The sequence below is a fragment of the Nostoc sp. TCL240-02 genome (assembly GCF_013343235.1).
In the GTDB taxonomy this organism is placed as follows: Bacteria; Cyanobacteriota; Cyanobacteriia; order Cyanobacteriales; family Nostocaceae; genus Nostoc.
The window spans coordinates 3,902,882-3,917,854 of record NZ_CP040094.1; the positions used below are offsets into that span (position 1 = coordinate 3,902,882).

10 protein-coding genes are annotated in these 14,973 nt (G+C 40.7%); 2 read left to right on the forward strand and 8 right to left on the reverse strand.

Annotated features, from left to right (window positions below; all coding sequences use genetic code 11):
• Positions 1-220 precede the first annotated feature (220 nt).
• Together FBB35_RS16665 and FBB35_RS16670 are read left to right on the forward strand one after the other, a co-directional pair.
• Positions 221-658, forward strand: a complete 438-nt coding sequence (locus tag FBB35_RS16665) for a hypothetical protein (protein ID WP_174710581.1) — start codon at positions 221-223, stop codon at positions 656-658.
• A 437-nt stretch (positions 659-1,095) separates the two neighbouring features.
• Positions 1,096-2,001 (forward strand): M23 family metallopeptidase, encoded by a 906-nt coding sequence (locus FBB35_RS16670; RefSeq protein ID WP_174710582.1) that lies wholly within the window; start codon positions 1,096-1,098, stop codon positions 1,999-2,001.
• 456 nt (positions 2,002-2,457) lie between these two features.
• On the opposite strand, the gene FBB35_RS16675 is transcribed toward FBB35_RS16670, so the two are convergent.
• From FBB35_RS16675 to FBB35_RS16710, 8 genes are all read right to left on the reverse strand, one after another.
• Complete coding sequence (locus FBB35_RS16675; protein WP_174710583.1) at positions 2,458-4,041, reverse strand: mechanosensitive ion channel family protein; 1,584 nt, start codon at positions 4,039-4,041, stop codon at positions 2,458-2,460.
• A 615-nt stretch (positions 4,042-4,656) separates the two neighbouring features.
• Positions 4,657-6,885, reverse strand: a complete 2,229-nt coding sequence (locus FBB35_RS16680) for an EAL domain-containing protein (protein WP_174710584.1) — start codon at positions 6,883-6,885, stop codon at positions 4,657-4,659.
• A gap of 689 nt (positions 6,886-7,574) precedes the next feature.
• Positions 7,575-8,705 carry a glycosyltransferase family 4 protein gene (locus FBB35_RS16685; RefSeq protein WP_174710585.1) on the reverse strand — a complete coding sequence of 377 codons (1,131 nt, stop codon included), beginning with the start codon at positions 8,703-8,705 and terminating at the stop codon, positions 7,575-7,577.
• Between the two features lie 188 nt (positions 8,706-8,893).
• Positions 8,894-10,324 carry an O-antigen ligase domain-containing protein gene (locus tag FBB35_RS16690; protein ID WP_174710586.1) on the reverse strand — a complete coding sequence of 477 codons (1,431 nt, stop codon included), beginning with the start codon at positions 10,322-10,324 and terminating at the stop codon, positions 8,894-8,896.
• 69 nt (positions 10,325-10,393) lie between these two features.
• Positions 10,394-11,320 carry a glycosyltransferase family 2 protein gene (locus tag FBB35_RS16695; RefSeq protein WP_174710587.1) on the reverse strand — a complete coding sequence of 309 codons (927 nt, stop codon included), beginning with the start codon at positions 11,318-11,320 and terminating at the stop codon, positions 10,394-10,396.
• A complete protein-coding gene (locus FBB35_RS16700; protein ID WP_174710588.1) occupies positions 11,238-12,440 on the reverse strand; it encodes a glycosyltransferase family 4 protein in 1,203 nt (400 codons plus the stop codon). Before FBB35_RS16700 ends, FBB35_RS16695 begins: the two co-directional genes overlap by 83 nt.
• A gap of 206 nt (positions 12,441-12,646) precedes the next feature.
• A complete protein-coding gene (locus tag FBB35_RS16705; protein ID WP_174710589.1) occupies positions 12,647-13,639 on the reverse strand; it encodes a glycosyltransferase family 2 protein in 993 nt (330 codons plus the stop codon).
• A gap of 63 nt (positions 13,640-13,702) precedes the next feature.
• The gene (locus FBB35_RS16710) at positions 13,703-14,905 is read right to left on the reverse strand and encodes a glycosyltransferase family 4 protein (protein ID WP_174710590.1); all 1,203 of its coding nucleotides are present in this window, start codon (positions 14,903-14,905) and stop codon (positions 13,703-13,705) included.
• Positions 14,906-14,973 lie beyond the last annotated feature (68 nt).

The following is a 14,973-nucleotide window of genomic DNA, read 5'->3' on the forward strand; positions in this document are numbered from 1 at the left end:
TACTGTGTAAACACAAGGTTTGCTCTAATTCCCTCCTTAAAAAGGAGGGTTAGAGAGAATCAAGTCTTAACTCAAGCGTATTGCACTATGGATGAAGCCTTCAGTAGTGAGAAAGTGATGTTCATAACATCTTCTAACTCTGATACCATTTTCTGTAATTTCCTGCTTGCCAAAAAAGTTAGTCGAATAGAAATTAAGTACTGAGATAAGGAAAAGTGGAATGGGACTTAGCGAAGGACTTTTAAACCCGACCAAAAAAGCTATGGTCGTAGATGAATGTTGCAATATGATAGAAGTACAGCTTGCATCCAAGTCAGGGATGAGCGGCATCGCTTTGAAAACTGCCTTCGCTGCTCTGAAAGGAGTCAAGCCAGGGTATATCCCCTACGTAGTTGAGCAGATCCTGCCGCAGTGCTTCACCGCACTTGATCCCATCTGGAGCGAAGGTGTACAAAAAGGCGATCCAATTGGATACCTGAGTGCAAACCGCTCTCATACGGCAGACGCGCTACTGGGTGTAACTGATGCTAGAGTCAAGAATGCCAAGCGCCAAATCGTGCGAGGAACCTATGAAAAACTTCGCGGTTCAGCCAAAAAGCACGTAGAAGAAGCTATTCCAGACTTAGCCAAAGTAATCGATAATTACACTAAGGTTTGAGGCAAAAGGTAGATCGCGCAGCGTGTCGCAGACAAGGCAGGAGCAATATTACTTATAGGATTCGAACCCTCCTAAATTGAAGCCACTGAACTCTCGTAAGAAAACAGAAAGCTGACACAACATTGGGGGTCTGAAACCCAAGACTCTAGAATTGATCAACGTATGCCGCCGTTCGATGCGTCGATAACTGGCATACGGAGCAGATATTAGACATCTTCGAAAATAAATGTAGAGACTTAGCAGTGCGAAGTCTCTACAAGGGTTCTGGATAAAACAGATTTGATTTCTGGAGATGTTTATGTACTTCTAGCACGAAAGTATCTGGCTAAGGTCTTAAAAATAACATATCTGCTAAACTTCCTGATATTTTCCGAGTTAGCTTGAAACAGCAAATAATCAGAAACTATCTGAATTATTGTTTTAATAGGCTTGCAATTATGAAAAAACTTACCGTTTTTCGATACCGCACTTATGGACTAATTGGTTTAATATCCTTAACTGCCGTGTTAAGTACAACTACATATGCTCTAACACAGTTAGCAAGCGATTCCCCAATTGGGCAAACTCCTATCCCCGCTTCTAACTTAATCTGGCCGACTCAAGGGTTTATTTCTCAAGGCTTTCGCAAATATCAACATGAAGGAATTGATATTGCAGGGGCATCTGGAACCCCAGTTGTTGCTGCTGCATCGGGTACTGTTGTAAAAGCAGGTTGGGATAATTGGGGGTTAGGCAATGCCATAACTATTAAACATCTTGACGGTAGCACTACTGTTTATGGTCACAATCGCCGTTTGCTGGTGAGCAAGGATCAACAGGTCATTCAAGGTCAAATTATTGCTGAGATGGGATCTACAGGCAATAGTACAGCACCTCATCTCCATTTTGAAGTTCATCCAAATGGTCGAATTGCAGTTGACCCCCTTCGTCTATTGACATCTTTAACTGCAAGTGTTTCCCCTGCTTCTAAAATTCAGCAAGTGGATAACCCGAACCGCCCAGTCTCGACAATCTCCGTAACAAAGCAAGTTTCACCTTCATTGCCTCCAATGGGTTTTGCACCTATAAGCAGTGATACTAATTGCAATGGAGTTACTATTATTGATGGTGAAACTGCAAATATTCGTGTCAAGGTCTGTGAAGAAAATGGCCAGTTATTTTATATTGGGCAGTTGAAGCAAGACCCAAGCAAGCCTATAAAAATAGCAGCTTTGAATATTGGTAAAGGCAGATATCGAGCAGATAATGGTAGTTTTTATTATTTAGTCAGCCCTGAAAGAGTGGAAGTTTGGCGAAATGGCACTCAAATGCGTTCTGACAAATTTTATACTTTAACAAAATAACCATCAAGTTAGTATTCAATGTTTGACTATAGGCTTGAGTTGATTAATTTGCTCAGTGATTCCATAGTTATCTATATAATATTGCTGTAGCAATTATCAATTGTGATGCGATCGCAGAAGCTCATCTTTATTTGGGCTTACTTTTGTTTAAGTCCCGTTAAAAGAGATAACCAGGGCGTAGGAAGTCACTTATGCTGCTGACAGGGATATGTTCAACTTAACCAGATTTACGTTTGATAATTATCAATCGCATTTGGTCATAAGTAATTTCCTATCGCTCTGGTGCTTGTTTGGCGGTGAAGTTTCGCCAAAAGTATAAAAGTAAAGGGCTTTTCAAGCCTATAACAATCATTACTATTTTGTTGTATGAATGGACACAATTTTAGCTAGATTTCAAATTTCTTCAAGCCTAACATAACACCAACTCGCAAAGCTCTTTAAAAATAAACTGCCAAATTAACCTTCAGCACTTTCGGCACGGATGGGAATTACAATTCCTTCACGCAGTAGTGCATCCGTAAAAATTTTCCGAAGAACGCGTTGAATCTGATGATGTTTTCCTGGCTTCACCTTCGTTAATGTCCGCAGCAACAAGTTAGACTTTCCAAGACTTTCCACTCCATCTATTTGTGTACCTTCGAGTACATCTGGATCGTTTGTTTTTAACTGTTGTCCTACCTCCTCAATCACTTTGTACACATGAGCTAAGTTGGAATTATAGGGCACACCAACTTCCACTACTGCAAAGATATACTGTTTAGAATAATTGGTAATTGAGCCAATATCTCCATTGCGAATAATCTGCAATTGACCATTGGGATGTCTAATACGAGTGGTTCTGAGTTCAATTGCCTCAACAACACCTTCGACAACTTTCTCTTCGACTTTCCCAGCCTCGATATAATCACCCACTAAGTAATAGTTTTCAAACAGAATAAAGAAGCCGCAGACTATATCATTTATCAGTGTCTGTGCCCCTAAACCTACAGCTATACCGACAATACCAGCACCTGCCAGTATAGGAGTTGGGTCAATGTCAAGAGTATAGAGAATAGAGATAATAGCAGCAAAGTATACAAAATATTGCAAGAAACTACGAAAAAGAGGAACGAGTGTCAAGCGTCTACTTCTTTGAATATCAGTTAGATTCCGGTCTTTAAACAGCACCTCTTCAACAAGTAGGTAAACAACCTCAAACAACACACGACTAATGAAGATGATGCCGATGATCTTGATGATTCGCGGGCCAAAAGCTGCAATATTGGCGATTAACTGCACCTGTTGAATCACTAATGTTGCCATGCAGACATAAATTACAAACTCCAGACACCGCTTTAAAAAGGGTATCAGGTGTCGGAGGCGATCGTAGAATCTTAAGAGGTTATCGGGGTTGGAGTATCTGACACTGAGAGCATCAAGAAAATCAACTACCGCAGCAACTGCTTTGAGAATCAGCAACCCGACGGCAATAATTAGATAGATTCGCAGTGCAATGTACAAATATTCCGAAACCGTTGCTGGTAATTTGAGAAACTGGGCACACAAAATGACAGCCCACAACCAGATTCCACCGCTAATTCTGTGATAGAGCGCCTTAAAGAAAGCATCAATACTTTCGTCATCGGCGGTATTTTTTTCTAAGTTCTTGGCGCGAATGCTAGCTACCTTCAGCCAATATTTAAAAAATTTCAGTGCGATTGCGGCTAGTATGAAAGTGCCAATGCTCTGAGCTATGCCAATTCCTAAAGTTATCCAAAATCCTGATGGAATACGCTCAAGCATTGCCAGGGTGTATTGTTGAAGGTTTTCGCCACGATAAATTAGATAACCATTAGCACCCACAATCAAAATACATGACACCAAGCAAGCAAGTAACAATAACCCTGTGATGTTCCGACGCAAGGTTTTGATACTCCTATCTTCGCTCTTTAATATAGAGGTCTTTGTAAATAGCTTGAATAACTTGCTTACAAGCCAGTTCAGTAATAAAAAAACAAAGATTACAAGGCTGACTTCAGCTAAAATGATTAATATATTCATGTGCGATCGTAAAACTTAAATAATTTAAGCGTTTTATTATTAAAACCTATTGAGAGATACCTTGATATCTCTATAAGATAGATGATAATTATTTCATATAATCATCTGTTGTCAAGCTATTAATATTTAAATCACCTTATATCTAAGTGATGATTTCCAAAAAGCCTTTAAGGAAGATATTTGTGTAATTTCGGACTCAAGGGTTACATAAATCACCTTCAAAATGAACATAATTAAGTGTATGTTCATTGATAAGCGAGCCAATTCCAGGACTTATACCAATTTTAAAAAAGAATCCAAAAAGAAAGATTTTCGGGTAGGGGCAATTCAATTGCCCCTATCGCGTATAGTTTTGCGTAAGTTCTAAATTCATATTAGTTATCAGTGAACACTGGTATAAGCTGCTTAAGCGTAGCCTTTGGCAAGCTGTTAAGTAACCGCAATAAACTACATATACCAAAATACATGAAGCAGGAACTTAGGACTGGGGAATAATATTTTTTACCAGTAATCTCAAGTCAAATGGGTGGAAATAAAGCAAGCTATATTAAAAAATATAAATTGACTACCCCTTCAGACATAGTAGTTATACAGCAGAGGAAATGGAAACTACTGCTAAATGAAAGATTTAGGCTCAACATCCCCACAGTTTATCTGCACCACACAATTTCTTCCTTGTGCTTTTGCCTGGTAGAGTCCCTGGTCAGCAGCAGCAATTAAGGTTGCAGGAGATAATTGGCTATGAGGAGTGATGGTTGCCACACCAAGACTTAGAGTGATGAATTTGCTGACCTGAGAATGGGGATGAGGCATTTTTAATGCACTAATATTGGTCTGAATATCTCTTGCAACTGCAATGGCCCCTTCAATATCAGTATTCGGTAAAATAACTGCAAACTCTTCTCCACCATAACGAGCAACTAAATCAGCAGGACATTTAACTGTTTGAGAGATGACCTTGGCAACCTGTCTAAGGGCATCATCTCCTGCCAGATGTCCATGTGTATCGTTGTAAAGCTTAAAGTAATCGACATCGCACAAAATCAAAGATAGTGAACCTTGCTCTCGTGCCAACCGTTGCCACTGTGTGTTGAATGTGTCATCAAAGCAGCGTCTATTTCCTACTTGGGTCAGACCATCCGAACAGGCAAGGCGCTGTAATTCCTGGTTTGCTTGTTGTAATTGGTGGTAAAGTTCTGATTGCTGAATAGCGATCGCAGCTTGTCCCGCTAACTGGTTAAACAAGTTAATCTCCGATTGCTGCCATTGTCGAGCATTACGACATTGGTGAGCAATTAATAGTCCCCACAAACGCTCTTTCTGCAATATAGGCACGACAAGGTTTGCCCGGATTTGTAAACTCCGCAGGAGGTCAACATGACACGGAGATAATCCGGCAGTTTCAATGTTTTCGATCGCTCTGGTGTTACCTTGTTGAAAATAAACTGCACGGGTAGATTGAAAGCACGTATCCATAACGTGAAATCCCAGAATGGACATACACTCTTCTGCTAAGGATTCTACAGCTACTAACCCACTCCAGTCTGACTCAAACTGGTAAATTATTACTCGGTCTACCTCAAACAGTTGCCGCACTTCGGCTGCTGTGGTTTGCAAAATCTCGTCTAACTCTAACGATTGTCGAATGCGCTGCGTCACAGCCGCGACAATTCGCTCGGACTCATTTTGGTGTTGGACATGCGGCTTAACCTGCTTAGAATCTGTCGATGCTACATTTAACGTGATCGGATCAAAGTGAGGGGTTGTAGTGATAGGCACTGCACTAGGTTTAGCAATCAAATAGCCTTGAGCAAGATTTGCACCTCGTTCTCGCAGCCAGTTCAGTTCCTCAATACACTCAATTCCTTCAGCAACGGTCTGGATGTTCAACTTTTGAGTAATTTCTAAAAGCTTCTCGGTAATCGAAGCTTTGTAAAGGTCTTGATGTACATCTCGAATTAACTCCATATCCAGCTTGATAAAGTCTGGACGTAACTGATGCAGCAAGTTTAGGCTGGAATAGCCAGAACCGAGATCATCAAGAGCGACTAAAAATCCAGCATCCCGGTAGTATTTAAGCACTGCCTTGAGATGGGTTAAATCTTGAGGATTGTCTGATTCTACAACTTCAAAGACAACGCGATCGTGGGAAATTTCAGCAGTATCAATTGCCTCAACTGAACTACTTAGGCAAAAAGCTGGATCGTAAAGTGACGTTGGCGCAAAATTGATGAAGATATGCCCACTCACTTGATACCGACCGAATTCAGTGATTGCGCTGAGGCGAGCAACTTGGTCGAGTTGTGGTATTAGTCCGGCTTCGGTTGCTAACTCTACAATTGGTGTCGGTAGCATTAAATTCCCTTCTTCATCCAGTCCCCGTAAGAGCGATTCATATCCAAAAATCTGCGATGTATCGTTAATTGAGACAATTGGTTGAAAGTAACTGGTGAATCGTTCCGTTGCAAGCATTTCAACCAGCCAGTCGGATTGGTTCAACTTAATGAAACGTTGTAATGAGGCTATGTCACTAAAATCATGGAGTTGAGGTTGGATATTACCTTGAATGAAAAGGACTTGCGTCTCTTTTAATTCTCTAGGTGCAAGTAGTTTGGCCAGGTTACGGGCAATTTCTATGGACTGTCCGGGTTTACACTTCAAACTCAAACCTGGTCGCTCGTACATCAGTTCATACTCAAGTCTAAGCTGCTGTAGGTAGGAGGTGACTTTTTTTAGAGTATGTGGAACGGGGAACCAAAGAAAGAGCCTGCCTGCCTCCTTAGTCTGGCAGCGTCCAACATTGCGACAAGCACAGGTTTTGGAGATAGAACATATCTGGCTCATATCTAACTACTTTGTTCAATCAAATTTATTTTATTATTCCCACTATTTTTACAATAAAAGATAAACTATGCTTCAAATATATGAAGATTTGATGAGTTCGGTAATTTGAAGAATTTGGTGTATCAAATAACAGAGCAGCATAGCTATAGCTTTGTACCAAATGTTTAAGTAATAGTCGATCAATTTTGTAGAATGAAGCAAATTAATAAGAGTTAGATAAAGAATTTAAGCCATGAAATCAAAAGAAAAATCAGCTAGGTAAGGAAAATTTTTTTGCTAGACTAAGTAAGTTGGCACAATAAAATTAAACTATGTAAAGAAAAATTAACTAAGCTAAAACCCTTATGCCTATTGACTATTTACTATTGTCTATTGCCTTATCCCAACTACAATTATTTACACCCACTCACTTAATTTAGCTCGACTTTATCCATATCGTTAAGCGATACGCCTGGTGTTAGTTTTTACATCATTCAAATAGGCTGACAGATAAGATAGTTAAGTAATTAATTTCAAAAATTAAGAGTAGAGAAGTTGCAATGGAACATCTCTACTCGCCAAGATAGCGGAGAATTGCGATCGCTTGACACTTGATATTATTTTTAACCACAGATGCACATAGATAATTCATTAGCATCAATCTGTGGTTTCATTTTCCTAAAATTGACTTTTGCAAAAAGTTTACTGTTTCATTCAGCAGATGAAACACTGGGTATTACAGAACGAATTGCACTAATAAAGTTTTGAGCATAATTCTGCGTTGAAAAATCTAAAGCGCGTTGCCTGGCAGCTATGCCTGCACTGCGGGCAAATTCTTGTTCGTCAAGATAGCGGAGAATTGCGATCGCTAATTTATCTGCATCGCCGTAAGGTGTTAATAGTCCATTCATCCCATCGGTAATAATCTCTGTCGGGCCGCCTGCATCGCCAGCAATTACAGGTTTACCCAGCGCCATAGCCTCAATAATCACAATTCCAAAGGGTTCTTTATCCGAAGCATGAACGAATACATCCATCGCCTGCACCCACTCCGGGATATTACGCTGTAGTCCAGCCATAATTACTTGCTCTTTCAAGCCCAAGGTAGCAATTTCGGCTTTTAAAAAGTCTTCATAGTCGGGTTCTAAATCGTGCTTACCGCCAACTACCACACAATGAGCATCAGGATACTTCTGTAAAATTTTGGGCATCGCTTGCACCAATATGTGCATTCCCTTCCATCGTTGCAATCGTCCTACAATTCCAATCAATGGGCCGTGTAAAGGTAAGCCCAGTTTTCGCCGTGCTTCTTCAGGAGTTGGCAAAGCATCAGGCTCAAATCGGTCAAGCGCCACACCAGGATAAACCAAGGGTGTTGGCCTGTGGGGCCAAATCTCTGCTTGTGCTTGCTTACCATCTTCAGAAAGGGTTATAATTGCTTGGGCTGGGATTAAAGTAGCAATTCGTACCAACCAAGTTTTATCGCTAGGTACTTCTAGTTGATACCATACAGCAGGCAAACCAGCCAGCATCGCCGCCAAGCCTCCAGATATATGCGTAATCCACATCCAATTGACAATTATATCTGCACGTTCGCGGCGTGCGATCGCAGCTATCCGAAAAACAGCGCCAATAAAACGGTGGATTTGGCGTAAACGTCCACTTTCCACAACTCGCGCATCAATACCAAGGGATTTGACTTGTTCAACCATTGGCCCGTGTTCTAAAAATATCACCAGCCACTCAACACCAGCATTACGTCCTTGCTGCACCAAATCCCAAAGCATCATTTCACCGCCGCCTCGTTGTTCGGCTAGTGGCATCACAATAATTGTTTTCATAATTTATATCAGTCCTAATTTAAGTTGTAAGATTTTTTTGAACGAACCGCATTCGCGCAGCGTCTCGTTAGAGAAGAACGCAAAGGACACAAAGGAATAAGAGTTTTAAATAGTTATAGTGCTTCACGACTTGATGAGGTACATTCTCAAAGCTAATTAAGTCAAGTTCTTTCAGTTCAATTCCTAATTTATAAACTCTTGGGATTGCTATAGTATTTATGTCCTGCCATAGCCATAGCTAAAAATCCCCAAAGAATCATCCCTGCCACACTTAACATTCCACTACCAATAATTAGCTGTGTAGCAGAACTGATACCAATTGCGCGGGCAGCACTGATAAAACTATCAAAACGTCCCTCACCATAACTGCTAACACTAATAATTAACAAAAGTAATCCACCCATATAAAAGATAGCTCCAAACCAACCAAGGGTGAAAAACATATCTAAAATGCCACTATCAATCACCACAACTTCAATTTGACCAGTTTTTTCGTTGACTTTCCAGATATTTCCTAAGCCATTACCTAAACCGTTAGAAAGCGCTAGACCAAGATTTTTGTCATAACTTCCCGATCTATCTTTAAAACTTGTATCATCTTGAAGATTAGAAAAAGTTTCCAAACGGGCTGATACAACCCCAGCAATAGGCTCAATGGTTGTCAATGGCACAACACAAATTGCCATCACCGCAATTATAACAATCAAGCGCATTTGAATTCGTGCCTTGACTGAACCCACAATCATAATTATTCCAAATAACCAGCCTCCCCAATTAGTCCGCGCTTGTGTTAGTAAGAACGACAAGTAACCAACAGCTGAAGCAGGAAAAATTAAATTTCCCGAACTGGTAAATAACAACAGTAAACCAGCTTGCATGACGGAACCAAAAGGGCCGACTGAGTGCAATGTACTCCAGACACGCATCCCGAAAGGTACGGGGTTTCCAGAACTCATGAATAGTTTTGATTGGATGAGCCAATACCTATCCCACTCAGGAGCTACTACGAATTGATATATGCCATAAGTTCCTAAAATTAACACAGACCAAAGAAATGTTCGCTGAATATTCTGACGATAACTAGGATAATCTCGCCAGTTTATAAATAAGTGAAAAGCGAAGATAATCGGACTGAGCCAATCCAGCAGTCCGCGTGCTACAGGGATTGGTGGGTTATAAATAAGACCGATGAGAAAGCCATAAAAGACTCCGATAAAAGCCATAACAAACGGCAAACCCCCTTGACGTGAGGCACGGGGAAAATGTCGCAAGAATGTTGCTATAGTTACAAATACCACCAAGTATGGTGCTATGAGCATCTGACGAGTAGCGTCCCAACCTACCCGATAGTCAACTAAGCGAGTAGCTAAGGGCGTGAGAAACCATATCCACCAGGTAAAGCTGATGTAGAGAATGGGATGCCGCAAGTATAAGAATACGGCTACTGCTAAAGCTGTCACCGGATAAATTAGGCGCAATGCAGCAGTAACACCAGCAAAATAGCAAACTACAATTAGTAGTATAAAGCCTGCGATCGCCATCCACCCCTGTTGCGATCGCTCTTCGGGAGAATAATTTTCTTCTAAAAAACTATTGAAAAGTATCTGTCTAGAATTCATTCAATTTTAGATTTTAGATTTACACATAAAAAATCCCAAATGAAATAATCGATCTGCAATGACAAATGACTAATGACCAATGACAAATTGTTTATATCCTTGCCAGCGTCCCCGCCAAGATGCCAGTAATTTTTTCCCCGCCAACTGCCCTTGGCTAGGTAAAAATCTCAGCCATTGTACGAAACCCAAACTATCACACGTACCCACAAATACTGCCCAGAATAAAAATACAATCCGGTGGATAAATGGCAAATGTTCTAGTAAAACTAAGGTTTCATTATGGACTAAATTAATAAAGGCAATCTCATTAAAATTATTTCGCTGATCTTCATCAAAACGTTGTGCAGGATAGTGGTCTACAGCAACATTAGGATCGTAAATTATCTTCCAACCAGCCCGCTTTAATGTTAGGGTAAATGCCATTTCAAAATGTACCTGCGCTCCAGTACCACGCATCCGCTCGTCAAAGCGTAGTTGTCCGATGGCCTCTTTACGAAAACTCATGTTTACGCCTTTGAGAATATCGACTTCGCGGGGTTCTCCCACTCCCAGATGATGGTTGCCAATCACTCGCCCAAACCACTGCAACTGTCCCACTACTGGTCGCGATTCGTCTTCTAATTTGCTGCCGTGGTATACCCAATCACGCCCTCCTAAACCGCCAAGGCGACTATCTGAGGTAAAGTAAGCGGCAATACGCTCTAACCAATCTGGGTGGGGTGCAGCATCATCATCAGTAATGGAGACAATATCGCCCTCTACTGCTGCTAGTCCGGCATTGAGGGCTGCTACTACCCCCGGTTGTGTCACTTTCACGGTATGCAGTGGCAGATTGGGCGCGTTTAATTGCGCCAGGAATTGCCAAGTATCTGCATCCGTATCGCGGACAACCACTATCACCTGATCGACGGGTTTAATTTGCTCCTGTAGCGCCAAAAGGCAGCGTGATAGGTCTTGTGGACGGCGATAAGTTGGTATCAGAACGGTGTTCCGCATTCTTGCTTAACTCCTCGAATAAATCCACATAAGTTTGTGCCATAGTAGTCCAGCTATGTTTTTCTGCCACAGAACGAGCAGCTTTGCCCATTTGCTGTATGAGCGTGGGACTACTCACCAAAGTCAGCAACGCCAAAGCCAAAGCATCAATATCATCTGAGTCAGGTAAGACGATGCCACATTCTGGTGTCACCAACTCTCCGCCCCCAGTGGCTTTGGCAGTAATTACTGGCAGTCCTGAAGAAAGTGCTTCTAACAATACGAGGCTGCAAGCTTCGTATCGGGAAGGAAACACAAATAAATCTACTCCTTGCATAATTTGGGGGATATCACGGCGAAATCCCACAAAATGCACACGTTCACTTAACCCCAAAGAGGCTGCTAACTGAGGGAAAGGGCTATTTTGAGTGTGTCCCACTACCACCAAATGTAAATCGGGAACTTTCATCAAGGCGTGCAGTACTGTATCTAAGTTCTTTCTGGGTGTGCGGATGTCTCCAGCGAATAATGCTAGGGTGACATTTTCCGGTAAACCTAACTTTTGGCGGTCGCTTTCACCAGGGGCAAACTCTTCTAAGTCAACGCCATTGATAATTACGCGAATGCGAGAACGCGGTACACCAATATTGACTAATTCCTGCGCTACCTTTTCCGATACAGCCACAACAACCTGCGCCTTTTGGAAAGCCTGTTTCTCCCAACGGGCATTAAAAGCCGTAAACAGCCACTGGTATAAACCATATAAATCGCGGCGATTGCGGGAAATATGAACAGGCGATCGCAACCATGAACTATGCACAAAATGTACAGCATTTACATCAGCCGCAGCCAGATTAATTGCACCATTGACTTTAACCAAATCAATCTCAGAGCGATGTTTCTGCAACCAATCTGTACTTTTTTGAGCAAATATGAAATTACGTAAAAATTCTGTTGGATAGTCTTTGACTAGAATTCTAACCCAATTAACTTGACTATTATTTTCTAGTTCTGGTGCGATTTCACTAGCTAATAATGTAAGTTGATGACCACGACGAATTGCTTCATTCGCAACCTCATAGTTTACCCGTCCCTGTCCATCACCTTTTTTAATTTTATGAGTAACAATACAAAGTTTCATTCACTACCTTCTTTAGTAATCTAAACTCATCCAGAACCGCCGCCAAAGAACTTTAAATAATCTTACTTCGCGCTCTTTGCGCCCTACCCTGCGGGTTCGCTGAAAGCGTTCTCGTAAGAGTAGCCGCTCCGCGTCTATGCAGTTCGTTAATAAAAGAAATATTTGTCAGGTAAAGGCAATTCATGAATCGCCTCTACAAGAATCTATTATTTCGACAACTCTATTAATTTGTTTGCAAAAAAATGCGGAGTAAAACTAAGACTTAATGCCACTAAAGTCCGCACATTAAATTTTTGTTTAGTCAGCGCCTGCCAAAAATAAGGACGTGCTACTGCTATCTGTTCACTTCGCAGCAAACCAATCCCCAAAGTTGTATTAGCCTCTAACCATTTCTGTTGAAAATATACCCTAAATTGCTGCAACCGATCGTCTTCCATAAAAACTTGATAACAGAACATTTCGCTTTTAGCTTTGCGAATTTTTGCCTGCATATCTCGACTACCACTGAGCATGGTATCAGTTTGCTCATGGGCACGATATCGCGTTAATCTTTCTGGATAGTAGTAAGCGCCATAACCAGATATACAACAGAGGTAAGTTAAATATAAATCCCACATTCCGCCAACTTCTGGAGGAATACTATCCCAATCGATAACATTATTGCGAATCACACAAGATGCAGCAGTGGGTATGCTTTTATCAATTAACCCAATTTTAGAGAAAGGTTGATGAATTCCTTTTGCTAGTTTGTCTCGCTTATAACCGCGTGTATTTTTTTCAGTTCCAGGATCATTAATTATACTATTTGCATCTATTATATATTGGTCACAAAAAGCGAGAATTAACTCAGAATTTGCTTCTAGTATTGGTACAAGTTTTGCTAGAAAGTCTTCATTCCAGATATCATCATCGTGAAGACTAGCAACATACTTACCTCGCGCCATTTTGAAGGCGTGTTGCTGGTTAGCAAGCATACCTACATTTTGCTCATGTCGCCAAAATCTGATGCGTAAATCTTCAAAAGATGCGACAATGGCTTGAGTATTTTCTGTACTACAATTATCAGAAACAATAATTTCGATATTTCGATAAGTTTGTTTAATAGCACTAGCGATCGCTTGCTTGAGATAATCTGGCCGATTATAAGTAGGGATAATAACGCTGACTAAAGGCTGTTGGCATTCTTGAGATAATGACATATTGTTTTCCTTTATATTTAATAGATAAAAGATGCACCTTATAAAGTATTGACCAAACTCAGCTTATTTCACTTGAGGAATGCTATATAATTTTTTCGCTCTCGGAGGAAAGTCAGCTATTGTGTTTGTATAAATTGTTCGCAGATTATTTACATGAGCAGCCATTGTAAATTCCTTCATCAATAAAGCATGGCCTTGTTCACCCATTTGTCTGCTTTTTTGATAATCTTCATACAAATCATGAATAGCATCAACCAGCTTTTTGATATCATTAGCTGGAACCAGAATACCCGTTTCTCCATCTCGTAAATGTTCTGGGATGCCTCCGACTGCACTACCAATTACAGGACGATAATTAGCATAAGCTTCCAGAGTTACAAGACCGGCAGGTTCAGGCCAAACACTAGGGAATATGACTGTAAAACACTGTTGATAAAGTTGATTTATTTTGTCAGCATCGCACCAACCATGCCAAACAATCCGATTACTTAATCCGAGTGTATTTGCTAGTTTTTCTAACCGTGGTCGTTCCCAGCCTTCACCTGCGATATCAAGTTTAATTTGCGGATTTGTATGTATTAAGGTTTTAAGCAGCCATTCCAGACCTTTATCAGAAACAATGCGACCAACAAACAAAATTCTATGATTTTGATGGACTTCTAAACTTAGAGGAGCAGTCTTTATTTGCGGTACAGAGATACCACAGTGTAGCGTTACAATTTGCTCAGAAGGTAAACCGTTTTTAATCAACTCTTGACGCACATATTCGCTATTAGCAACAAAAGTAATTTTTACCTTTTTTAAGGTATCTAATAACTGATGAGTATTTTGAAGTTCTTTAAGAGTTCGTAACGGTCTGCGGCTACCGCATTTATCTACTAGTTTACCCCAAGTACAACCCAAGTAAGAGAAGTTGCGATCGCAGATTGTGCGCTGTCCTGCTAAATACTTTGTGCCACTAGGACAGTATATTGAGTGATTATGAACACTAAAGACAGTAGGACATTCGCCCGTAAGCTGCAATAATAAATCTGGACTGTGGATGTGCAGCAGCTTGAATTGGCTTTGGTTAACACCCTTGAGCGATTTTATCACGCGATCGCTAACTTCAGGTGGTCGATGTTCAAACAGAGAAGCTAAATAAGTTTCAACACCTCCACCCTCACCTACATTAAAATTAGAGCATTGATAAATCAGGTCTTCTTCAAAAATCCCTCTGTGCAATTGTTTATTATTTTGTTTGGCATCATTGATTGAGTTAAGCATTAATCACCATTCGTCTTTACGTTATTATTAATTTAGATTCCTCATATCAATAGAGGCTTATCTTCATC